This window comes from Amylibacter marinus, from assembly GCF_030160015.1.
GTDB lineage: Bacteria > Pseudomonadota > Alphaproteobacteria > Rhodobacterales > Rhodobacteraceae > Amylibacter > Amylibacter marinus.
On sequence record NZ_BSNN01000004.1, the window covers coordinates 372,540 to 394,488 of the forward strand.

At 51.5% G+C, this 21,949-nt stretch carries 21 protein-coding genes; 8 read left to right on the forward strand and 13 right to left on the reverse strand.

Features of this window, described 5'->3' with window-relative positions; translation table 11 throughout:
- Positions 1–8: 8 nt before the first annotated feature.
- From QQL62_RS09040 to cysQ, 5 genes are all read right to left on the reverse strand, one after another.
- Positions 9–1,247 (reverse strand): glycosyltransferase family 4 protein, encoded by a 1,239-nt coding sequence (locus QQL62_RS09040; protein WP_284378029.1) that lies wholly within the window; start codon positions 1,245–1,247, stop codon positions 9–11.
- A 35-nt stretch (positions 1,248–1,282) separates the two neighbouring features.
- Complete coding sequence (gene galU, locus QQL62_RS09045) at positions 1,283–2,176, reverse strand: UTP--glucose-1-phosphate uridylyltransferase GalU (RefSeq protein ID WP_284378031.1); 894 nt, start codon at positions 2,174–2,176, stop codon at positions 1,283–1,285.
- Positions 2,177–2,295: 119 nt separating this feature from the next.
- Positions 2,296–3,516, reverse strand: coding sequence for a glycosyltransferase family 2 protein (locus tag QQL62_RS09050; protein ID WP_284378032.1), 1,221 nt, complete (start codon positions 3,514–3,516; stop codon positions 2,296–2,298).
- Positions 3,513–4,301, reverse strand: coding sequence for a 3-deoxy-manno-octulosonate cytidylyltransferase family protein (locus QQL62_RS09055; RefSeq protein WP_284378034.1), 789 nt, complete (start codon positions 4,299–4,301; stop codon positions 3,513–3,515). The genes QQL62_RS09050 and QQL62_RS09055 overlap by 4 nt, the downstream gene beginning before the upstream one ends.
- A complete protein-coding gene (cysQ, locus tag QQL62_RS09060) occupies positions 4,301–5,098 on the reverse strand; it encodes a 3'(2'),5'-bisphosphate nucleotidase CysQ (protein WP_284378035.1) in 798 nt (265 codons plus the stop codon). The genes QQL62_RS09055 and cysQ overlap by 1 nt, the downstream gene beginning before the upstream one ends.
- 99 nt (positions 5,099–5,197) lie before the next feature.
- Between cysQ and QQL62_RS09065 the strand changes: the two genes are divergently transcribed.
- Positions 5,198–6,028: an ABC transporter permease gene (locus QQL62_RS09065; RefSeq protein ID WP_284378037.1), complete on the forward strand. Its 831-nt coding sequence runs from the start codon at positions 5,198–5,200 to the stop codon at positions 6,026–6,028.
- Here the strand turns inward: QQL62_RS09065 and QQL62_RS09070 are convergent, their stop codons facing one another.
- Positions 6,029–6,646 (reverse strand): alpha-ketoglutarate-dependent dioxygenase AlkB, encoded by a 618-nt coding sequence (locus QQL62_RS09070; RefSeq protein ID WP_284378039.1) that lies wholly within the window; start codon positions 6,644–6,646, stop codon positions 6,029–6,031.
- Positions 6,647–6,830: 184 nt separating this feature from the next.
- Between QQL62_RS09070 and dnaK the strand changes: the two genes are divergently transcribed.
- From dnaK to mutS, 3 genes are all read left to right on the forward strand, one after another.
- Entirely contained in the window at positions 6,831–8,756 is a 1,926-nt protein-coding gene (gene dnaK, locus QQL62_RS09075; RefSeq protein WP_284378041.1) for a molecular chaperone DnaK, read from the forward strand.
- Positions 8,757–8,834: 78 nt separating this feature from the next.
- On the forward strand, positions 8,835–9,974 hold the full coding sequence (gene dnaJ, locus QQL62_RS09080; RefSeq protein WP_284378043.1) for a molecular chaperone DnaJ: 1,140 nt from the start codon (positions 8,835–8,837) through the stop codon (positions 9,972–9,974).
- 107 nt (positions 9,975–10,081) lie between these two features.
- A complete protein-coding gene (gene mutS, locus QQL62_RS09085) occupies positions 10,082–12,727 on the forward strand; it encodes a DNA mismatch repair protein MutS (RefSeq protein ID WP_284378045.1) in 2,646 nt (881 codons plus the stop codon).
- Here the strand turns inward: mutS and QQL62_RS09090 are convergent.
- From QQL62_RS09090 to hrcA, 3 genes are read right to left on the reverse strand one after another with little or no spacing between them, the layout of a single operon-like run.
- A complete protein-coding gene (locus tag QQL62_RS09090) occupies positions 12,724–13,116 on the reverse strand; it encodes a VOC family protein (RefSeq protein WP_284378047.1) in 393 nt (130 codons plus the stop codon). The two genes, mutS and QQL62_RS09090, sit on opposite strands and share 4 nt — an antisense overlap.
- 4 nt (positions 13,117–13,120) lie before the next feature.
- A complete protein-coding gene (gene grpE, locus QQL62_RS09095) occupies positions 13,121–13,714 on the reverse strand; it encodes a nucleotide exchange factor GrpE (RefSeq protein ID WP_431355755.1) in 594 nt (197 codons plus the stop codon).
- Positions 13,715–13,723: 9 nt separating this feature from the next.
- The gene (gene hrcA, locus QQL62_RS09100) at positions 13,724–14,782 is read right to left on the reverse strand and encodes a heat-inducible transcriptional repressor HrcA (protein ID WP_284378048.1); all 1,059 of its coding nucleotides are present in this window, start codon (positions 14,780–14,782) and stop codon (positions 13,724–13,726) included.
- 115 nt (positions 14,783–14,897) lie between these two features.
- Between hrcA and rph the strand changes: the two genes are divergently transcribed.
- From rph to QQL62_RS09120, 4 genes are read left to right on the forward strand one after another with little or no spacing between them, the layout of a single operon-like run.
- The gene (gene rph / locus QQL62_RS09105; RefSeq protein ID WP_284378049.1) at positions 14,898–15,611 is read left to right on the forward strand and encodes a ribonuclease PH; all 714 of its coding nucleotides are present in this window, start codon (positions 14,898–14,900) and stop codon (positions 15,609–15,611) included.
- A complete protein-coding gene (gene rdgB, locus QQL62_RS09110; RefSeq protein ID WP_284378052.1) occupies positions 15,611–16,216 on the forward strand; it encodes an RdgB/HAM1 family non-canonical purine NTP pyrophosphatase in 606 nt (201 codons plus the stop codon). The genes rph and rdgB overlap by 1 nt, the downstream gene beginning before the upstream one ends.
- Positions 16,204–17,370 carry a radical SAM family heme chaperone HemW gene (hemW, locus tag QQL62_RS09115; protein ID WP_284378054.1) on the forward strand — a complete coding sequence of 389 codons (1,167 nt, stop codon included), beginning with the start codon at positions 16,204–16,206 and terminating at the stop codon, positions 17,368–17,370. The genes rdgB and hemW overlap by 13 nt, the downstream gene beginning before the upstream one ends.
- The gene (locus QQL62_RS09120) at positions 17,367–17,720 is read left to right on the forward strand and encodes a YbaN family protein (RefSeq protein ID WP_284378056.1); all 354 of its coding nucleotides are present in this window, start codon (positions 17,367–17,369) and stop codon (positions 17,718–17,720) included. The genes hemW and QQL62_RS09120 overlap by 4 nt, the downstream gene beginning before the upstream one ends.
- Here QQL62_RS09120 and QQL62_RS09125 read toward each other — a convergent pair.
- Genes QQL62_RS09125 through mnmG form a run of 4 tightly spaced genes read right to left on the reverse strand, consistent with a single transcriptional unit; the run spans position 17,710 to position 21,910 of the window.
- Positions 17,710–18,609, reverse strand: coding sequence for a ParB/RepB/Spo0J family partition protein (locus QQL62_RS09125; protein WP_284378058.1), 900 nt, complete (start codon positions 18,607–18,609; stop codon positions 17,710–17,712). The genes QQL62_RS09120 and QQL62_RS09125 overlap by 11 nt on opposite strands.
- Positions 18,610–18,637: 28 nt before the next feature.
- Positions 18,638–19,423 carry a ParA family protein gene (locus tag QQL62_RS09130; RefSeq protein WP_284378060.1) on the reverse strand — a complete coding sequence of 262 codons (786 nt, stop codon included), beginning with the start codon at positions 19,421–19,423 and terminating at the stop codon, positions 18,638–18,640.
- On the reverse strand, positions 19,413–20,048 hold the full coding sequence (rsmG, locus tag QQL62_RS09135) for a 16S rRNA (guanine(527)-N(7))-methyltransferase RsmG (protein WP_284378062.1): 636 nt from the start codon (positions 20,046–20,048) through the stop codon (positions 19,413–19,415). The genes QQL62_RS09130 and rsmG overlap by 11 nt, the downstream gene beginning before the upstream one ends.
- The gene (gene mnmG, locus QQL62_RS09140; RefSeq protein ID WP_284378065.1) at positions 20,045–21,910 is read right to left on the reverse strand and encodes a tRNA uridine-5-carboxymethylaminomethyl(34) synthesis enzyme MnmG; all 1,866 of its coding nucleotides are present in this window, start codon (positions 21,908–21,910) and stop codon (positions 20,045–20,047) included. The genes rsmG and mnmG overlap by 4 nt, the downstream gene beginning before the upstream one ends.
- Positions 21,911–21,949: the final 39 nt, after the last annotated feature.

A 21,949-nucleotide genomic window follows, 5' to 3' on the forward strand; every position in this document is an offset into this window, starting at 1 on the left:
AGGTCAACTTAATCATAACTTCTATGGTTTGAATAAACGCTGTTAAAAAAATGTGTCCAATTAATGACAAAAGCAGGCATATCGGTAAACACTGGATCAACAGTTCTTGTATTGTTTTTGGATGCGTAGCGCAATATCGTTTCAGCCCACCTATTTTGTGCGGTTGCGGGGATAAATTCGCCACTCCGAGGTAATATCTCTTGAAACACCGGTATATCCGAGCAAATCACATCTCGACCACAGGCCAGAGCCTCGATCGCTGGTAGACCAAAGCCCTCGACATAACTTGGGAACAGCAGTGCTTTGCTGGCCTTCAGGGCTGATGCTACTTGCTGATCCGAGAAATTATTGTATTCAAAAATATGCTGACCCCGCATCGGGTGATTATCAAGACTGTGAAAAAATTCCTGGGTTTCCCACCCGCGCTTTCCCACCAGTAGTAGATTGGGGATATCGGCCGTTGGCAATGTTTTCCCGTAATTTTCCCAGATATTTAGAAGCATCTGTATATTTTTGCGCGGTTCGATCGTGCCTAGACACAGAAAAGATGGCCGATCATTAATGTGCAATGCCATAACAGAATCCAGATCAGGGACCGTGTGCACCAAATAGTGCACCGAGGTTTCACACACGCTCCTTGGATTCTTGACCCTAATCACCCGCTGCACACATGCCTCGGTATATTCAGAATTACAAATTATCTGATCCGCATATTTCGCCACATTGCCCAACATGCGATCAAACCGTTGACTGACCTCAGGATTGCAAAACTCTGGGAAATCAATCGGGATCACATCATGGATCATTACCATCACCCTGTCGCACTTCCCGGCCTTTAAATCAGACATCGTAGAATCAGAAAGGTTGGAATGGCTGGGATTGAAATACGTAAAAGGGCCATCGAATTGCCCCCTTAGATTTGTAATTATTTCCGCAAGTCTTGCCTGCATCAGCGCCAAGTCGCGCATCGAAGTAAGGATACGGCGAAACAGCTTAGTACGTTTAAACCGCAGGCGATCTATCCCCCGCGCCCTTTGCCATTGATTGGTTTCAGACATCCGAAGCAGGCGCTGCATTCCGTGGCGATCAAACAGAAAATGAACCCGTTTAGACCTGTATACGAAATAGGGGTTTTCACAGCGATCTAGGGCATCTAGCACAGCTGCGCGCATCACGCGATCTATGCCTGTATCGTGACCCATGGTAAATCGGGACACGAAGCGCGTTATATCTAAAATCAAGTTCATGCGCTCTTCTTATCGATAGAAGAGCAAAATGACCACTATTGCGCGGCGCGGCGAATTTCCACGGTCTGTACAAGGAAATCCATGAACTCATCTGACAGCTCTTCACGGGCTAGACCAAAGGCCACCGTGGCCTGTAGGAACCCCGCCTTTGACCCGCAATCATACCGCTGACCATCAAACCGTAATCCGTAGATATTGTCAGATTTCTGAATTTCATGTGCGATAGCATCGGTTAGCTGAATTTCACCACCCGCACCAGTTTCCGTATTGGTTAGGTTTTTCAGGATATTTGGAGTGAGGATATACCGCCCGATTACCGCTAAATTCGATGGCGCATCCGCAGGTTTTGGTTTTTCCACCATTCCCTTCACAGAGACCAGCTTGCCCATATCCTCTTTTACATCCACCAGGCCGTAATCGCCTGCGCGCTCTGGCGGAACCTCCATCACTGCCACCATGTTTCCGCCCGTGTTTTCATAGGCTTCCATCATTTGGCGCAAGCACCCCTTGGGTGCGGAAATTACATCATCAGGCAGGATCACCGCAAAGGGTTCATCCCCAATCAAGCGCGCCGCACAAGAAACCGCATGCCCCAGACCATGGGCCTCGCGTTGGCGCACATAGACAATCTCGCCGCTGTTCATTGTCACGTCTTGTACCGTTTCCAGCAGCGCATCTTTCCCTTTGCGCGCCAATGCGGATTCCAATTCTGGCGAGCCATCGAAATAGTCCTCAAGTGCGCCTTTGCCGCGCGATGTCACGAATATGAATTCCTCTATTCCTGCATCCCGCGCCTCGTCGATTGCGTATTGGATCAGGGGGCGGTCAACCAAAGACAGGATCTCCTTGGGGATTGATTTTGTAGCCGGCAAAAATCGTGTACCCAAACCTGCGACGGGAAAAATAGCTTTGGTAACTTTGTTTTTCATTGTTGTGATCCTTGTCTTGGTAAATTTATTTCTGACATAGAATTAGGATCAAAATATTACGAAAGCATGTTCCACTTGTGCCGAAATCACGCTGTTTCAAAGCTTGGTTAATTCTAATTTTAATAAAACCGAGCATCAATTCCGAGGCGCTTTACCTCTGCAATCACGCGGGATTTAATTGTAAATCCCTTTAAAAATAAGAGCGATCCACTGCGATTTGATTTACCAAAAACACCGCCCGTTTGCATCCAGTACCCGTCTTTGTGAAAAATTCGTTTGTGAAACAATGTGGTGTAACTAAGGCAAAATGCATTCACAATGTTGCCTCGATCCGCTGATTCTTTGGCGCGTTTCATAAGTGATCCGCGCCGCCAAATGCTGGCATGTAAAACCACATCCCCCATTTCAGAGGTTGGGTATTGCAGGAAATCAGATGCCTGCTCAATTGCACCCACGGGTGAAAACACTGCGCTATCAGATAGCCCTGCCTTAAGCGTATCCATCAAATATCCCATGTCCATCACATCCAGATGGCCCCAGACCAGCAGACCAGACAATCGCCGGTGCTGATCCTTGGAGAACTGTGCACACTGAGCATCAATCTGCTCTGGGGCATGTTTTTGTAAAAACCGTTGCATGGATCGGCCCAATAGCTCTAGCGATTGTGGTATGCGCGCGGCACTGCGTCTGGTGCTGGCGGCAAATCCATGATGCACCTGTGCGTCGGGGATAATGCTGGTCAACCACCCCGCTTGGGCCACCCTTAGGCTCAGATCAGTTTCATCAAGATAATAGCGAAAGCCCTCGTCAAATCCGCCCAATGGCAAAATAGCTGATAGGCGAAACGCACAGTTGGTGCCCTGCACTTTTAGCACACGCCCGTTTTCAATACCCCTTGTCATAGGGGCCGTTATTTCCAGATCATAATCCCGCCCACAGACATCAAATTCAATACCCCGCCACTGATAAGAAATACCATTGCGCCCGCGTACAAATCCGCCCGCCGCCCCAACCTGTGGATTATCAAATGCAGGGATTAACCGTGCCAGCCAGTCTGGATCGGGAATGGCATCATCATCGATAAAGGCGGCGATTTCCCCTGCCGCAATTGCCAGCCCCTGATTGCGCGCAGCTGATATATTCTCTTGGGTAAAGTTTACATATTTGATGTGATCAGGGTCAATCTCTGGCGGCACAAAGCCCGCTGGCTGAGACCGCGTAACCACGATCACCTCAAAATTCTTAAACCGCTGAAGGCGCAGCGCACGTAGCACAGATGTCAACAGATCATCGCGCCCTTGGGACACAATGATAACGCTGATTGCGGGCTGTGCGGTCATTCAATCCCCAGTTTTTGCAACATGCCGTTTACGCGCTCGATATCACTGGGGTTGTTCACCTCCCAAAAGGCGCGCCCCTTGCCATCCACCAGCTGGCAATGGATCTTGCGGCCATTTTCTAGAAACCGCAATTGCTCTAGACCCTCGGCCGTTTCCAGCGGGCCTGTGGGCCATGTTAGGTAATCACGCAGGGCCGCTGGGCGGTATGCATAAATACCAACGTGGTGATAAACCTGCGTTGCGGGATCATCTGCATAGGGCAAAACCTCTTTGGAAAAGTACAGCGCACGGCCCGTATCATCAAACACTGCGGTGGTACCCCCCACCTGCCCTGCGGCACGATCCGCTTGGAATGCCTGCACCGTTTCGCTGTCGCATAACAGCACAGGTGTCACCATATCAGCCCCATGACCGCTGTCGAAACTGGCGATCAGCTCTTCTACAAACCATGCAGGGCTAAGTGGCGCATCGCCCTGTAGGTTCACCACCAAATCATAAGATTTATCAATATTGTTAATCGCATCGGCACAACGCTCGGTGCCATTTTGACAAGAGGCGCTGGTCATCACCACATCCGCCCCAAAGGCCCGCGCGGCATCACGAATGCGATCATCGTCCGTGGCGACCACCACATCTACATCTGCGGTTGCCACCGCCATCGCCGCCTCCCAGCTGCGCTGGATCAGAGATTTTTTAACACCAGATGCACCTGTTAGCTCCGCCAAAGGTTTGCCGGGAAATCGGCTGGATGCATAGCGCGCGGGAACGACGATTAACGTGGACATTATGCTTTTTCCAATGTGATGCCCGGTGCATAGGCGATGAAGAACGGGTTTTCGAAGATGTTTTTGCCATAGGTTAGCGGCGTGTGGTCATCATAGCGCACCACATGCCCACCTGCGCCCAGCAATACCGCATGACCTGCGGCTGTGTCCCATTCCATGGTGCGGCCAACGCGGGGGTATATATCCGCCTCGCCCGTGGCAATCAGGCAGAACTTCAACGAAGAGCCCGCCGCACGGCTGTCGGCCACGTTGTATTTGGCGATGTAATCTTCCAATGCTTGGTCGCGGTGCGATTTTGATGCCACGACAATCAGCTTGTCCATATCTGGGGTGGATACCGAGATTGGGGTAACCTGACCAATGGTATCCGCCATGAATGGGCCGGATTCTTCTACCGACTGACCATTTTCATCTGTGTAAAACAGGCGATCCTTGGCGGGGGCATAGACCACGCCCAGCGCGGGTCTGCCATCCACAACATAGGCGATATTCACCGTGAAATCCCCACGACGGTGGATGAATTCCTTGGTGCCGTCCAGTGGATCTACAATAAAGAATGTCTTGGCTTGTTCTGTATGGGTATCGGATTGTTCCTCGGTAACGATCGGCGCATCAGGAAAGGCGGCGCGTAGGCCCGCATAGATCAACTTGTCTGCGGTTTCATCCGCAATGGTTACCGGGCTTTCGTCGCTTTTCAGCTGAACCTCGAAATCATCGGACTGGTAAATTTCCATAATTTTTTCGCCAGCCTCGATAGCAAGTTGGCGAATTACGGGGATAATTTCAGCGGGGTTCATAATTTATTTCCTCTTGGAGACTAGCCATATAGCCACTGAATTAAATTTTATTCGGCAAAACAACAAGTCTTATTGGAAATTAGCGCAGAAAGCCCGTAAATGTCGTTTATGTTTACGCCACCAACAAAACCTAGCGGCATTGCCGAGGTGTTTCGCTTTTTTGATCTGTTGTACCACTCGACCGTGCGCGAGGTGCGCAAGGCCAAGGTGAATCCGATGGTTGGATTGCTGAACGATATTTTGCAATCAATGATCTATGTGGCGTTTTTCTATTTCTTTATGCAGATCATGGGCATGCGTCAGCTGGCCGTGCGCGGTAATGAAATCTTGTTTGTGATGTCTGGGGTTTTTCTATTTCTGGTTCACGTCAAGGCAATTGGCGCGGTAATGAAAACCAAGGGCCCGCTGAACCAAATGAACCTGCATACGCATGTGACCTCTATCCTGAATATTCTAGCGGCGGCACTGGCGGCGGTCTATGTGCAGATTTTGGCGTTTTTCATTATTTTGTTCCTAACACATGTTCTACTGGAACCGGTCGAGATTTATTACCCTGCTGGGGTGGCGCTTTCGTTTTTCGTGGCTTGGCTGGCCGGCGTGGCAATAGGGAATTTGTTTTTGGCGATCTCTGTATTTCTACCTAAAACAATGCGCATCGTGGCACAGACCTTTCAGCGTGTGAATATGGTATTCAGCGGCAAATTCAGCTTGGCCAACCTTATCCCCACCGCGATGTGGCCAATGTTTGCATGGAATCCATTGTTTCATACCATCGATTTCGCACGCTCTTCGATGTTTATAAACTATACCGCCACCCGCACCGATATCTCTTATGCGATCTATGTTAGCCTAGGCGTCCTATTGGCTGGGTTTATGGTGGATCACTGGACACGTAAATTCGCATCCGAAAGCTGGAAGGCGCGGCAATAATTATTTTGCCACGCGCAATGTCAAATTGATACGCCCACCATGCGCAAGCAGGCGAGATGTACCAAATTTTATCCGATCAATCCCGTGATAGGCCCTACGGGCATCGCCCCCCATCACCACCACATCGCCCGAGGATAACCATACGCTTTGGGTTGCATCGCCGCGCGCCATGCCCCCAACCCGAAACAACGCATCATCCCCCAGCGATATCGACAAAACCGGCCACGAAAAATCCACCTCGTCATTGTCGCGGTGTAACCCCATTTTGGCCGTACCTGAGTAATAATTCAGCAAACAGGAATCGGGGGCGCGGTCTGTAGAAACCAACAGCCCCCATAGATTCAACAGCGGCGCAGGTATGGCCGGCCATTTCGTGCCATTTGGGTGGCGGGTAACATAGCGATATCCGGCCGCATCAGAATACCAACCATAGCGCCCCATAGATGTGGTGCGCACGCTTAGTGGCTGTCCGGATGGGGTATAGGATCGGTACAATGGTGCGCGTTCTACAGCCAAGCGCAGATCATGCACCAACAGGCGCCGGTCATCCGCCGAGATCGCATTCTTAAAAATTTTGAAACCCTTAATCATTAAGGCCGGGCCAAGAGGTTCTGTCATGCAAAATTAGTAACAAAAAGTTGCACCCCCACACCAGTTAAATTAGGTGAACTGGGTCTTGCGAATGCTGAACGAGCTTATTATATAACCTGATGCGTATCCGTGAATTCTTTGCGGGTATGGGATAGCGGTCAAATGCCATAATGGGTTTGGCCACAAAATCGCCAATAGAAGGAATGTTAAAATGGCAAAAGTCATTGGTATTGATCTAGGAACCACAAACTCTTGCGTTGCCATCATGGATGGTTCTCAGCCCAAGGTTGTAGAAAACGCAGAGGGTGCCCGCACCACCCCGTCTCTGGTTGCCTTCAAAGACGAAGAGCGTCTGGTCGGCCAAGCCGCAAAACGCCAAGCGGTAACCAACCCCGAAAACACATTATTTGCTGTGAAGCGTTTGATCGGCCGTTCGATCAATGATCCGCAAATCAAAAAAGAAATGAAGCACCTGCCCTTCAACGTAGTTGATGGCGGCAATGGTGATGCTTGGGTTCAAGTTGAGGGTGAAAAATACTCTCCTTCCCAAATCTCTGCTTTCATCCTGCAAAAGATGAAAGAAACCGCCGAGGGTTACCTAGGTGAAACAGTAACAGAAGCAGTTGTTACCGTTCCTGCATACTTTAACGATGCACAACGCCAAGCAACAAAAGACGCGGGTAAAATCGCAGGTCTGAACGTTCTGCGTATCATCAACGAGCCAACAGCCGCGGCATTGGCATATGGCCTGGATAAAGATGGCGATAAAACCATCGTTGTTTACGACCTTGGTGGTGGTACATTCGATGTGTCCGTTATGGAAATCGACGATGGCCTATTCGAAGTAAAATCAACCAACGGCGACACAGCGCTGGGCGGCGAAGATTTCGATATGCGCATCGTTCAATACTTGGCCGAAGAGTTCAAGAAAGAGAACGGCGTTGACCTTACCAAGGACAAAATGGCCCTACAGCGCCTGAAAGAAGCCGCCGAGAAAGCCAAGATCGAGCTGTCGTCTTCTACACAAACAGAAATCAACCAGCCGTTTATCTCTATGGATCCAAATGGCGGTCAGCCGTTGCACCTTGTGCTTAAACTGACCCGCGCCAAATTGGAAAGCTTGGTTGCCGACTTGATCAAACGTTCTATGAAGCCTTGTGCCGCTGCATTGAAAGATGCTGGCCTGTCCAAAGATGACATCGACGAGGTTGTTTTGGTGGGTGGTATGACCCGTATGCCCAAAGTGATCGAAGCCGTTACCGAATTCTTCGGCAAAGAGCCGCACAAGGGTGTAAACCCTGACGAAGTGGTTGCCATGGGTGCCGCAATTCAGGCCGGTATCCTACAGGGCGATGTGAAAGACGTGGTTCTGCTGGATGTGACACCCCTGTCACTGGGCATCGAAACAATGGGCGGTATCTTTACCCGCCTGATCGATCGCAACACTACGATCCCAACCAAGAAGTCTCAGGTATTCTCTACCGCAGAAGACAACCAAAATGCTGTGACCATCCGCGTATTCCAAGGGGAACGTGAAATGGCCGCGGACAACAAAATCTTGGGTCAATTTAACCTAGAAGATATCCCACCAGCACCACGCGGCATGCCACAAATCGAGGTGGCATTTGATATCGATGCCAACGGTATCGTATCTGTATCCGCTACGGACAAAGGTACCAACAAAGAGCACAAGATCACGATCCAAGCTTCTGGTGGCCTGTCTGATGATGATATCGAACAAATGGTTCAAGACGCCGAAGAGAATGCCGAAGCAGATAAAGAGCGCAAGGAATTGGTTGAGGCGAAGAATACCGCCGAGAGCATGATCCACGGCACTGAAAAATCGCTGGAAGAGCATTCAGATAAGGTTGATCCAACAACTGTTGAGGTGATTGAGATGTCAATTGCCAACCTGAAAGAAGCCCTAGAAGGTGATGATGCATCTAAAATCAGCGCCCGCACACAGGATCTATCAGAATCTTCAATGAAACTGGGCGAAGCCATCTACAAGGCACAGGCAGAAGCCGCACCAGAGGCCCCCGAAGGTATGGGTGACGACGATGCAGGCGAGCCTCGCGGCGTAGACGAAGACATCGTTGATGCAGATTTCGAAGACCTTGGCAAAGGCGATCGCTAATCCGCTCCCAAGCTCACTTTAATGGCGCTGGTTCTGTGGTAAAATACAGGGCCAGCGCTCTTTCGCGAAGGAGACAACATGTCAAAGCGTGATTACTACGAGGTCTTGGGCGTTTCGCGCGGTGCGGACGAAAAAGAGATTAAAAAGGCCTATCGCAAAAAGGCGATGGAGCTGCATCCAGATCGCAATCAAGACAACCCAAAAGCCGAAGATCAGTTTAAAGAGGCCAATGAAGCCTATGATATACTGAAAGATGCCGAGAAACGCGCAGCCTACGATTCCTATGGCCATGCCGCATTCGAGGGCGGCCATGGCGGCGGCGGTGGGCGTAGCCCATTCGGCGGCCAAGGCGATTTTGGATCAGCATTTTCAGATGTGTTCGATGATCTGTTCGGTAATTTCGGCGGCCAGCGTGGCGGGGCCTCTGCGGCGCGGCGCGGCTCTGATTTGCGCTATAATCTACGTGTCAGCCTAGAGGATGCGTTCCACGGAAAACAAGAAACCATTTCCGTCAACAGCTCTGTTGCCTGTGATGGTTGCTCTGGTTCTGGTGCGGCGGCTGGGTCTGAACCCTCACGTTGCCCCACCTGTAATGGCATGGGCAAGGTCCGTGCACAGCAGGGGTTTTTCACCGTCGAACGCACATGCCCTACCTGTAATGGGCGCGGCGAAACCATCACCAATCCATGCGGTAAATGCCATGGCGAAGGCTCGACTCAGCGCGAACGTTCGTTATCAGTTAACATCCCCGCGGGTGTAGAACGTGGCACACGCATCCGCCTAACAGGCGAAGGCGAGGCAGGCCAGCGCGGTGGGCCAGCAGGTGATCTATACATCTTCATTGATGTAAACGATCATGATCTGTTTGAACGCGAGGGCAACAATCTGTTCTGCCGCGTTCCCGTATCCATGGCCAGCGCGGCCCTTGGTGGCGAGATCGAGGTGCCAAATATTGATGGCGGAAAATCCCGCGTCAAAATCCCAGTTGGTGCGCAATCCGGCAAACAAATGCGCCTAAAGGGCAAAGGCATGCCGGCCCTACGCGGTGCTGGCAAGGGTGACCTATACCTAGAGCTGGCGGTGGAAACACCTGTGAACCTAACCTCAAAACAGCGCGAACTGTTGCGCGAATTTGATAAACTGTCCGAGGATAATAACCCTGAATCCGAAAACTTCTTCGGCAAGGTTAAAACCTTTTGGGACAGCATGAAGGGTTAAGTATTAAAGGGGCCATGTGGCCCCTTTTTCCTACCAAGATCATTATTTGCTTTTCCTTAAAATCAACGGCGGGTACTCTGCTGTGAAACAGGGAACCAGCCGCCAACATGTCTACAAAATCCAGCGTAACGCCAATGATGGCACAGTTTTTGGAAATCAAAAGCGATTATCCAAACGCCCTATTGTTCTACCGCATGGGCGATTTTTACGAGATGTTTTTCGATGACGCCGTCGCCGCCGCAGAAGCGCTGGATATATCCCTGACCAAGCGCGGCAAACATCTAGGCCAAGATATTCCCATGTGTGGTGTGCCTTTTCACGCCGCCGAAAACTATCTACTAACCTTGATCCGCAAGGGATTCAGCGTGGCGGTCTGTGAACAGCTGGAAACCCCCGCCGAGGCAAAAAAGCGCGGCGCAAAATCTGTGGTTAATCGCGGTGTTGTACGTTTGGTCACCGCAGGCACCCTGACCGAGGATACCCTATTATCCCCGCGCGAGCATAACTATCTGGCGGCATTTACGCAGGTACGTGACCAATCCGCCTTTGCTTGGCTAGATGTCTCCACCGGTGATTTTTCTGTGCAGAGTATTGCAAGCGTGATGTTCGGGCCAATGTTGGCGCGCATAAACCCCGCCGAAATTCTGGTACCAGAAACCCTGTCGGATACGCTGGCCGAGGCCTGCGGCGAAAATGACACCACCCTGTCACCCCTTGCGCCATCCAGCTTTGACAGCGCGTCTTCATTGGCGCGCCTGTGTGATCTGTTTAAGGTGCAATCATTGGATGGGTTTGGGCAATTCAGCCGGGCAGAAACCGCAGCATTGGGCGCGATTGTTGATTACCTAAACATCACCCAGCGTGGGAAATTGCCGCTGGTGAAGCCACCAGTGCGCGAATCTGAGCAGTCTATCATGGAGATTGATGCTGCCACGCGGCGCAACCTAGAGCTCAGCAAGACCCTAACGGGGGATCGCCGCGGCTCTTTGCTGTATACCATAGATCGCACTATTACCGCCGCAGGCGCGCGCCTGCTGGAAAGGCGCCTTGCCAGCCCCTCGACACAGGTAACAACGATCAACAACCGTCTCAGCGCAGTCACCGAATTTTTGGATAACAGCCCCCTGCGCGTAGACACCCGGCAATCCCTGCGCCAAACTGCGGATATTGAACGTGCCCTGACCCGTATCTCGCTGGATCGTGGGGGGCCGCGCGATTTATTGGCCATCCGCCAAAGCCTTGCTCAGGCCAGCACCCTGCACAGCGCCCTCAGTCAACTACACGCCAAATCAATAGAAGAGATGGTCAAAGACTTGGTCGGGCATGATGCGCTCATCTCGCTTTTGGATAATGCGCTAAATGACGATGTGCCCTTGCTGGCGCGCGATGGGGGATTTGTGGCCAGCGGGTATAATGCCACCCTAGACGAGGCCAAAACCCTGCGAGATGAAGGCCGCAAGGTGATTTCAGCGCTTCAGGCCACATATGCGAAACAGACAGGTATCACATCTCTAAAAGTTAAGCATAACAACGTGTTGGGATATTTTATTGAGACACCAGCAACCCATGCGAAAACCATGCTGGACGAGCCGTTATCCCAGGATTTCATCCATCGCCAAACCACAGCCAATGCCGTGCGCTTTACAACGCTAGAACTGTCAGAGCTGGAAACTAAAATCCTAAATGCCGCAGGGCAAGCACAGGCGCTAGAGGTCGAGATCTTTGGCGCCCTATGCACAGAAATCATGGCCAATGGCCCAGAAATCGCCAACACGGCCCGCGCCCTTGCACAGATTGATCTGGCCACCGCATTGGCCGATCTAGCCGCCAGCGAAAATTGGTGTCGCCCCAAAATGACCGATGATCGACAATTCAAGATCACCAAGGGCCGCCATCCGGTGGTCGAAGCCGCACTGAAGAAGGATGCATCAGGCAGTTTTATCGCCAATGATTGCACCTTGTCCGCAGGCACCAAGGGCGACAAGCCGATCTGGCTGTTAACAGGCCCCAATATGGCGGGTAAATCAACATTTCTGCGCCAAAATGCCCTGATTGTTCTGCTTGCACAGATGGGCAGCTATGTGCCCGCCGAGGCGGCGGAAATTGGCGTGGTGACCCAACTGTTTTCCCGTGTGGGCGCATCAGATGATCTAGCACGTGGGCGCTCTACATTCATGGTAGAAATGGTAGAAACCGCCGCAATCCTGAATCAAGCAGGTGACAAGGCATTGGTAATCCTAGATGAAATTGGCCGCGGTACGGCCACATATGATGGCCTGTCGATTGCATGGGCTACACTAGAAAACCTACACGACGTAAACCAGTGTAGAACGTTGTTTGCTACGCATTATCATGAGCTTACGGGGCTAAACGCTAATCTAGTTGGCCTAGAGAACGCCACCGTTTCCGTTCGCGAATGGAAAGGCGAGATCATTTTCCTGCACGAGGTCAAACAAGGGGCCGCAGATCGCAGTTATGGTGTTCAGGTGGCAAAGCTGGCAGGATTGCCCAACGCCGTTGTGGGCCGTGCCAAAGAGGTTTTAGCAAAGCTAGAATCCGGTGCCGCCGAGGGTGCGGGCAAAACCCAGACCTTGATAGATGAATTGCCTTTATTCAATGCCACCCCAACACCGGTAGCAATAAGCAAAGAGTCCGCGGTAGAACAAAGCCTGCAAAAAATCATGCCAGATGAGCTAACCCCCAAACAGGCGCTAGCCCTAATTTACGAGCTAAAAGAACAGCTACAAGACTAAAGCCCCGGCCCACGTTCACCAGGTGTTTGATCTTGGCCAATACACAATCGATTGCCATCTGGATCGATAATTTCAAAATCACGGCATCCATAAAATTGATCGACTATTTCGCGGGCCAGCACCACATTATTCGCCTGTGCATGATCCGCCAGCGCATCAATATCGGCCACATACAAATAGGCCGCCCAATTTTCGCCAGTGCCGCGCGCATCTACATCGCGCATCAGGCCTAGCGTGATATCATCCAGCACAATGATCGAAAAATTCACCGTGCCATCATCATTGTTCCAATGACCCGCAGAGGAAAAGCCAAGGCATTCAAAGAACTCGACCGATTTCAGAACATCCCTGACAGACAGGATCGGCATGGAACGGTGGCCTTGGCTCATGATATTATCCTTTGGATGAAACACCCACATTTGCAGGGCGTAGCAGGCGGTCTGCGATCATAAATCCGGTATCCATGACCTGAATGACCGATCCTGCGGGCTGGTTTGGAACGGGGGCCTCGAACATTGCCTGATGAATTTCGGGGTCGAACTTATCGCCAACCTCGGGCACGATGGGCGTGATTTTGTGCTTTGAAAACGCTAGGATCAGCTCGCGCTGAGTCAGGTCAATACCCTCAAACAGGCTCTTGTTCGCCTCGCGTTGCTCATCCGTTGCCGCATCAAGTGCGCGCTGCATGTTATCATAAACAGACAATAAATCGCGGGCCAGCTTGCGCCCGCCGTATACCTCGGCATCGCGGCGATCACGCTCGCCCCGTTTGCGTTGGTTCTCGGCCTCGGCCATAGCGCGCATCAGGCGATCTTTTAAGTCTGCATTTTCAGCCTGTAGCGCCTCTAGCGCCTCAGATCCTTCGATCTCGGGCTCGGGCTCGGCTTCTTCATCAAACGCCATGATATCAATCAGCTCGTCCCCGCCCGCAAGGCTTACGTTTTTATCATCATCATTCTCAACTGGCGTGTTGTCTTGGTCTGCCATTTTAGCCTCTTAGGTTCTAAGTATGCGCCCGATCAATTGGGCGGTAAAATCTACGATGGGCACGACGCGCCCATAATTCAATCGGGTCGGCCCGATAACACCCACCGCGCCGATTACCTTTCGATCAGCGTTCATATAGGGAGAAACAACCAATGACGACCCCGAAAGTGAAAACAATTTGTTTTCCGAGCCAATAAATATCTTAACTCCATCGCCCTGCTCTGCCAGATCTAGAAATTGAGCAATATCTTTCTTTTGCTCTAGATCATCGAACAAGGATTTGATGCGCTCCATATCCTCTTCGCTGGTATCGCCATCAATCAGATTAGATCGCCCGCGTACCATCAGGCGCGGGGCGATGCCTTGATCTGCCGACCATGCCGCCACGCCCTCTTGGATCAGTTTTTGTGACAGAATATCCAGATCGCGTTGGTTCCGGGCCACCTGTTGTTCGACCACGGATTTCAATTCCGAAATGGTATGCCCACCCGCGATAGAATTTAGGAAATTTGCCGCCTCGCGCATGGCAGAAGGGGTCTGGCCCAAGGGCGGTGTGAACATGCGGTTTTCCACCTGTCCATCCTCTGTCACCATCACCACCAATGCACGATCAGGGGCCAGGGACACAAATTCAATATGTTTTATTGGCGCTTCGGTTTTGGGGGCTAAGACCACGCTGGCACCTTGGGTTAGGCCAGATAGCATCGATCCCGCCTGATCCAGAACAGATGTGAGGTTGCTGCCATGGCCCATGGATTGCTCTATCGCTTGGCGTTCGGGATTGGCCAGATCGCCGACCTCTAGCACCCCATCCACAAACATCCGCAATCCCAGATCGGTGGGCACGCGGCCCGCAGATGTATGCGGCGAATCCAACAGCCCCAAAAATTCCAAATCCTGCATTACATTGCGAATTGTGGCCGCAGATACCTTTTCAGAAAAATTCCGTGTTAGGGTGCGCGATCCCACCGGTTCGCCCGTATCCAGATAGGATTCCACCAGCAGGCGGAACACCTCCTTAGAGCGGCCCTTCAGGTCATCTATCGAATGTGTAGGGTTTTGGTTCACAAGGCGCCTCTGACAAATCAGGTATCACAGTAAAAACTTGTTCTGCCATCGTCAATCTAGGTTTGCGCCTATCTGTTTCACACGGTATCACAACATAACCCAAAAGGAGACCACCATGCGCCCATCAGGCAGAGCAAACGACGAAATGCGCCCCATCAGCGTAGAAACAGGATTTACCAAGCACGCCGAGGGCTCTTGTTTGATTAAATGCGGCGATACCCATGTATTATGCACCGCCAGCGTAGAGGATCGCCTGCCACCGTGGTTGCGCAATTCTGGGCTGGGCTGGGTAACAGCCGAATATGGAATGTTGCCCCGCGCAACCGGTTCGCGCAATCGCCGCGAAGCCGCATCTGGCAAGCAATCTGGCCGTACCCAAGAAATACAACGCCTGATCGGGCGCTCATTGCGCGCAGGCGTTGATCGCGTGGCACTGGGTGAACGTCAGATCACCGTGGATTGCGATGTATTACAGGCTGATGGCGGAACGCGCTGTGCATCCATTACCGGCGGCTGGATCGCGCTGAAATTGGCGGTTAATGCGCTGATGAAAGCAGGCGATATCAAATCAGACCCGCTAACGGATCATGTCGCGGCTGTTTCATGTGGTATCTATGGCGGCCAGCCCGTGCTGGATCTGGATTACCCCGAAGATAGCGAAGCAGGCACCGATGCAAATTTCGTCATGACAGGTGCTGGCGGGTTGATCGAATTGCAAGGAAGCGCCGAGGGCGCCACATTCAGCCGCGCAGAATTCGATCATCTAATGGATTTGGCCGAAAAGGGCGTGGCCGAATTGGTGGCAGCACAGAAGGCCGCGGTTTCCTGATGCGCAAACTTACCGAAAAAAAATTGGTACTGGCCAGCCACAACGCAGGCAAACTGCGTGAAATTTCCGCGCTGGTTGCTCCCTATGATATTTCGGTAATTTCCGCGGCTGAACTGGGCTTCGATGAACCCGAAGAGACCGAGGATACATTTGCCGGTAATGCGCGCATCAAGGCGCATTACGCGGCACAAAAATCTGGCCTGCCCGCCCTATCGGATGACAGTGGCATTATGGTCGATGGTCTGGGCGGCGCGCCCGGTGTCTATACTGCCGACTGGGCCGAAACGGAAAATGGCCGCGATTTTGTAATGGCCATGACCAAAACATGGACAATGCTTGAGGATAACAACGCACCATTCCCCCGCAACGCACAATTTTGTTGCACGCTTTGCCTAGCTTGGCCCGATGGTCACGACGAAATCTTTGACGGGAAGGTGCAGGGATCCCTAACATGGCCTATGCGCGGTGATATGGGCTTTGGCTACGATCCAATTTTCATCCCCGATGGGTTCGACATCACCTTTGGTGAAATGGAGGCCAGCAAAAAGCACGAGATGAGCCACCGCGCCAATGCATTTACATTGTTGAAACAGTGTTTGACCTAACCGAAGATTGGAAAAATGCCGGTTTCGGCATTTATGTCCACTGGCCATTTTGTGCCGCCAAATGCCCCTATTGCGATTTTAATTCCCATGTGCGCGACAGTGTTGATCAAAAACGCTGGGCCGATGCCCTATGCCGCGAGCTAGAAAACGAACACGCCCGTACGCCGAACAGATTGGTCAATACTATTTTCTTCGGCGGTGGCACCCCCAGTTTAATGTCGCCTGATACTGTGCGGCAAATAATAGATAAAATATCCAACCTATGGCAGGTGGATATGAATACAGAGATCAATTTAGAGGCAAACCCCACATCTGTAGAAGCCACCAAATTTGCAGGATTTGCGCAGGCAGGTGTAAATCGATTGTCCATGGGCGTGCAGGCCCTAAACGATGCTGATCTACGCCGCCTTGGCCGGATGCACAGCGCCGCCGAGGCACGCGCCGCATTTGATATAGCCAAGAAATATTTCACGCGCGTCAGCTTTGATTTGATTTATGCCCGCCAGGACCAAGATCAGAATAGCTGGCACTCAGAATTGCGCGAAGCGGCAGAAATGGCTGTGGATCACCTATCGCTGTATCAATTGACAATCGAGCCGAACACCCGCTTTGGTGAATTATACGATCGCGGAAAGTTACGCGGCCTGCCCAGCGATGACGCCTCCGCCGACATGTATGCCCGTACACAGGACTATTGCAATGCCCTAGGCATGCCCGCATATGAGGTATCCAATCACGCAGCCCCAGGATCAGAATCTCGGCACAATTTAATCTACTGGCGCTATGGCGATTACGTGGGCGTTGGCGCTGGTGCCCATGGTCGCATCACGGTAGATCGTCAACGCATCGCAACACATAGCCCCGAGAACCCAGAAAAATGGCTCTCTCTCGTCGAGCAAAACGGCACAGCCCTGTATGATGCGGAACGAGTGGAACCAGAGGATCAAGCCTCAGAGTATTTAATGATGTCTTTGCGCCTATCAGAGGGGACAAATATTACTAGATATCAATCACTTAACGGATCACCACCTCGCGATTCCGCAATTAAAAACAATGTCGATTTAGGTCTATTAAAACGCGAGAAAAATAGACTAATTGCAACCAATAGTGGTAGAATGGTGCTAAACGCCATTTTACGGGATTTATTGGCATGAAGACAGTTTGGTTCATCGGTGGAATGCTGTCACTGGCCATTGGTGTGCTGGGAATCTTTCTACCACTTCTGCCTACTGTGCCGCTCTTGCTGTTGGCGGCATTTTGCTTTGCCCGCTCTTCTCAGCGGATGCATGATTGGCTGGTCCAGCACCCAACCCTAGGCCCACCGATTAAGGATTGGAACGAGAAAGGCGCGATAAACCCGCGCGCCAAACGCCTGGCAACATTTAGCATTGCCGCGGTTTTTGGGATATCTATCGCCCTTGGGTTGCGCCCGATACTGCTGGTGGTTCAGGGCGCAACACTGTGCTGTGTGCTGGTTTTTATCTGGAGCCGACCTAGCGATTAGACGATAGAATTGAGCAAAGTTGATCTAGCTGTTCCAAATCATCATATGAGATGGTTACCTTACCTGCCTCGCCGCCAACCTTATGATCAATCGATACCTTCATGCGCAGCTGGGCCGATAAATCGGATTCAATCGCGCGGGTATCTGCGTCCTTCTCGTGACGCACAGTTTTGGGTGAGGTCTTTGTCGCAAGCCCTTGTTTCACCAACTTTTCCGCCTCGCGAACGGACAGATTTTTCTGGATCATGATCCGCGCCAATGCCAAGGCATCCTCATGACCAATCACCGTGCGGGCATGGCCAACAGATAGATGCCCTGCCCGAACAAAACCTTGAACCTCGGCCGGTAGGTTCAGCAAGCGCAAGATATTGGCGATATAGCTGCGGCTTTTGCCAAGGGCAGATGACACCTGCTCTTGCGTATGACCAAAGCTGTCCATTAGCGCGCGGTATCCCAGCGCCTCTTCCACCGCATTTAGATCAGCACGCTGAACGTTCTCGATAATCGCGACCTCTAACAGCTCTTGATCATTCATTTCGCGGATTACCACGGGTACTTCGTGCAACTGGGCCTGCTGCGCGGCGCGCCAACGGCGCTCGCCTGCTACAATTTGAAATTCACCTTCATTCAGCGGCGATGGACGCACGATAATCGGCTGTATCACCCCGCGCGAGGCGATGGACGCTGATAGATCGTCTAGATCATCCTGATCAAAATCTCGACGTGGCTGATCAGGATTTGCGGTGATTTTCTCGATGGGTATTTTGCGATCACCAATAGCACCCTCGCGGCGTGCAGATGTGGTAGAAACCGCCGGTGTTTCAATATCTGCCATTAACGCGGACAAGCCACGACCCAGACCCTGTTTTTGCTTGCTTTTCTTTGCCATTATTGTTTCTTCCCAATTTGTTAGAGGGTTATTTTGATCTTGATTTATCGCGTTTTAAAAATTCGCTGGCCAATGCCAAATAGGCCGCCGCACCCTTGCCAGCGGCATCGTATTGAAACACAGATTCACCATAAGATGGTGCCTCGGACAGGCGCACCGATCGGGGAATAATTGCATCATACACCAAATCCCCAAGGTTTTCGCGCACATCCAATTCCACCTGTTGCGACAGCTTGTTGCGCCGATCGAACATCGTTAGCACTACCCCATCGATAAAGAGCGTGCTGCCCAGCGTTTGACGTAGCTCTTTAACCGTAAGCATCAGTTGAGATAGGCCCTCAAGAGCGAAAAACTCTGATTGCAGAGGCACTAGCACGCTGTCAGATGCCGCAAAGGCATTCAAGGTCAGCAAATTCAGCGAGGGCGGGCAATCAATGAACACATATTTATAGTCCGACAAATCCGCCAAAGAACTGCGCAGGCGCAGTAGGCGACCCTTGTCTGACATCAGCTCAACATCAGCAGAGCTGAGATCGGTATTAGATGCCAATAACGACAGATTATTGATAGAGGTAGGGATAATTGCATCCTTGACCGGTTTTTGATCCACAAGAACATCATAAACCGTTTGATCCCGATCCTCTGGCAAAACTCCCAACCCCGTAGAGGCATTTCCCTGAGGATCTATATCTATCAGCAGGGTTTTGTTACCTTTTTTAGCCAAGCCAGCGGCAAGATTAATCGCGGTGGTGGTTTTCCCTACACCGCCTTTTTGGTTGGCAATTGCGATAATGCGCTTTGATTTAGTTTGCACCCTGTATCCCTGTCAATTTAACGATCACCCCTTGATCATGAGTGATACTTTGGCTTTTTTCCACCTTAAAATCCCACGATTCTGCGGCGATCTCTAATTCATTATCACATGCTTCACCTTTCAAGAACAGGCAATGCCCAGTGGGTGCCAAAATCTGCCGAGCATATGTAAGAAGCATAGATATTGGCGCCAAGGCACGAGCAGATACTATATCTGCGCCAAGATTGGCAGCCTCTTCTATCCGCTGGGTGATAATCTGTGCCTCGATACCCATTTCGCGCGCGGCAGTACGCATAAAGGCGCATTTGCGTGTATCAGCCTCGATCAAGGTTACGGATAGATTGGGGTGCGTCTGGTGGGCAATACTCGCTACAACCAGCCCCGCAAATCCAGCGCCAGACCCGATATCAACCAATTTTCCCGCGGATTCATGGATATGCGGTATCAATTGGGCAGAATCCAAGAAATGACGCTGCCATTTTTCATGCAGTGTAGCTTTGCTAACCAAATTAATTTTTGGATTCCAGCGCTCTAGTAAATTTGCATAGATCTCAAGTCGGTCCATTGTTTCACGTGAAACATTGCTCAGCTCTTGAATTTTTTCCTTTGCCTCTTCTTCGGTCATGCGCGAGCCTTCAAGCTTGGCTGACGAATACGCGTCAGAATCAAGGCCAGTGCCGCCGGTGTCATGCCATCAATGCGCCCTGCTTGCCCCAGTGTTGCCGGGCGTGCGGCTGTCAGTTTTGACTGCAGCTCATTTGAAAGGCCAGGAATACCAGAATATGAAAAATCATCTGGTATTTTTAGAGCCTCATCGCGGCGCATCGCTGTAATTGAAGCCGTTTGGCGGTCAATATAATTAGCGTATATAGCGTCTTTTTGCAGCTGATCCACGATATCTGGTGATATATCTGACAATTCAGGCCAAATTGGTGTAAGTGTAGAAATATCCACATCTTTATAAGACAGCATTTCAAGCCCTGATCTGCGGACGCCATCTTGATTTATAGAAATACCATTTTTGCGGGCTTCGGTTGGTGTTAGGCTTAGCTCTGACAACATCTTCTGCGCCTTTGCCAGTCTTTCCATCTTCTCCAAAAATAGCCTCTCGCGATCTTTGCCAATACAACCAATCGCCAAGCCCACCTTTGTAAGGCGCTGATCGGCGTTATCCGCCCGCAGGCTTAGCCTATATTCGGCGCGGCTGGTAAACATTCGGTAGGGTTCTGACACCCCTCTTGTCACCAAATCGTCGATCATCACACCGATATAGGCCTCTGCGCGGTCAAAAACGATGGAATCCTTGCCCTGAGCCGCCGCCGCCGCGTTTAATCCGGCCACAAGCCCCTGCGCCGCGGCCTCTTCGTAGCCTGTGGTGCCGTTAATCTGCCCCGCAAGGTATAGATTTGGCACATCCTTTAGCTCTAGCGTATGACGTAGAGCGCGGGGGTCGACGTAATCATATTCAATCGCATAGCCCGGTTGAAGAATTGTAACATCTTCTAGCCCTACCATAGACCGTACATAGGCCTCTTGCACATCTTCTGGCAGGCTGGTGGAAATTCCATTGGGATAAACCGTAAAATCATCCAATCCCTCAGGCTCTAGGAAAACCTGATGCGAGTCCTTGTCAGCAAAACGGACAACTTTATCCTCGATCGACGGGCAATAACGCGGGCCAACCCCATCAATATGGCCGCCATACATGGCGGAGCGCTCTAGGTTATCCGAAATAATCTGATGCGTGGTGGCATTTGTATGGGTGATTCCACATCTAATTTGGCGTGGAATAACCGATGTATCAGACATAAAAGAAAACAGCGCTGGCTCGTCATCGGCCGGCTGGCTGTCCAAAATATCCCAGTTAATCGTCCGCCCATCAAGCCGCGGGGGTGTGCCGGTTTTCAGCCGCCCAAGGGGTAGGTTAAAACTATCAAGTCGTTCTGCCAATGGAATCGCAGGCTTATCGCCCATCCGCCCACCCGGGCGGCTAACATCGCCAATGTGAATAACCCCACGTAGGAACGTGCCCGTGGTCAGCACCACAGAGTGAGATTCTATCTTTGATTCATCCGCAAGGATAACTCCAGCAACAGCGCCATCGTACATGATCAAATCGGCAACCTCTGCCTCGATCACATCTAGGCCTTGCTTGTCCTTGAATTCCGCTTGCATCGCGGCACGATATAATGCGCGATCTGCCTGCGTTCGCGGCCCCTGCACTGCTGGCCCCTTACGTCGATTCAGCAATCGAAACTGGATACCAGATTTATCAGCCACACGGCCCATCACCCCATCCAGCGCGTCGACCTCTCGCACCAGATGCCCCTTGCCCAATCCGCCGATGGCAGGGTTACAGGACATCTCGCCAATCGAGCTAAATCTGTGGGTAACCAGCGCGGTTTTAGCACCCATGCGCCAAGCGGCCTGCGCGGCATCCGCGCCGGCATGACCGCCCCCAATCACAATGACATCGTAATGTTTCACGTGAAACACTCCTTATCGCTAGGCCAGAATGTTTCACGT

Excerpts from the sequence above, each read along its gene's own strand:
- QQL62_RS09040 (WP_284378029.1), bottom strand. The coding sequence starts at position 1,247 with ATGAACTTGATTTTAGATATAACGCGCTTCGTGTCCCGATTTACCATG.
- galU (WP_284378031.1), bottom strand. The coding sequence starts at position 2,176 with ATGAAAAACAAAGTTACCAAAGCTATTTTTCCCGTCGCAGGTTTGGGT.
- QQL62_RS09050 (WP_284378032.1), bottom strand. The coding sequence starts at position 3,516 with ATGACCGCACAGCCCGCAATCAGCGTTATCATTGTGTCCCAAGGGCGC.
- QQL62_RS09055 (WP_284378034.1), bottom strand. The coding sequence starts at position 4,301 with ATGTCCACGTTAATCGTCGTTCCCGCGCGCTATGCATCCAGCCGATTT.
- cysQ (WP_284378035.1), bottom strand. The coding sequence starts at position 5,098 with ATGAACCCCGCTGAAATTATCCCCGTAATTCGCCAACTTGCTATCGAG.
- QQL62_RS09065 (WP_284378037.1), top strand. The coding sequence starts at position 5,198 with ATGTCGTTTATGTTTACGCCACCAACAAAACCTAGCGGCATTGCCGAG.
- QQL62_RS09070 (WP_284378039.1), bottom strand. The coding sequence starts at position 6,646 with ATGACAGAACCTCTTGGCCCGGCCTTAATGATTAAGGGTTTCAAAATT.
- dnaK (WP_284378041.1), top strand. The coding sequence starts at position 6,831 with ATGGCAAAAGTCATTGGTATTGATCTAGGAACCACAAACTCTTGCGTT.
- dnaJ (WP_284378043.1), top strand. The coding sequence starts at position 8,835 with ATGTCAAAGCGTGATTACTACGAGGTCTTGGGCGTTTCGCGCGGTGCG.
- mutS (WP_284378045.1), top strand. The coding sequence starts at position 10,082 with ATGTCTACAAAATCCAGCGTAACGCCAATGATGGCACAGTTTTTGGAA.
- QQL62_RS09090 (WP_284378047.1), bottom strand. The coding sequence starts at position 13,116 with ATGAGCCAAGGCCACCGTTCCATGCCGATCCTGTCTGTCAGGGATGTT.
- grpE (WP_431355755.1), bottom strand. The coding sequence starts at position 13,714 with ATGGCAGACCAAGACAACACGCCAGTTGAGAATGATGATGATAAAAAC.
- rph (WP_284378049.1), top strand. The coding sequence starts at position 14,898 with ATGCGCCCATCAGGCAGAGCAAACGACGAAATGCGCCCCATCAGCGTA.
- rdgB (WP_284378052.1), top strand. The coding sequence starts at position 15,611 with ATGCGCAAACTTACCGAAAAAAAATTGGTACTGGCCAGCCACAACGCA.
- QQL62_RS09120 (WP_284378056.1), top strand. The coding sequence starts at position 17,367 with ATGAAGACAGTTTGGTTCATCGGTGGAATGCTGTCACTGGCCATTGGT.
- QQL62_RS09125 (WP_284378058.1), bottom strand. The coding sequence starts at position 18,609 with ATGGCAAAGAAAAGCAAGCAAAAACAGGGTCTGGGTCGTGGCTTGTCC.
- rsmG (WP_284378062.1), bottom strand. The coding sequence starts at position 20,048 with ATGACCGAAGAAGAGGCAAAGGAAAAAATTCAAGAGCTGAGCAATGTT.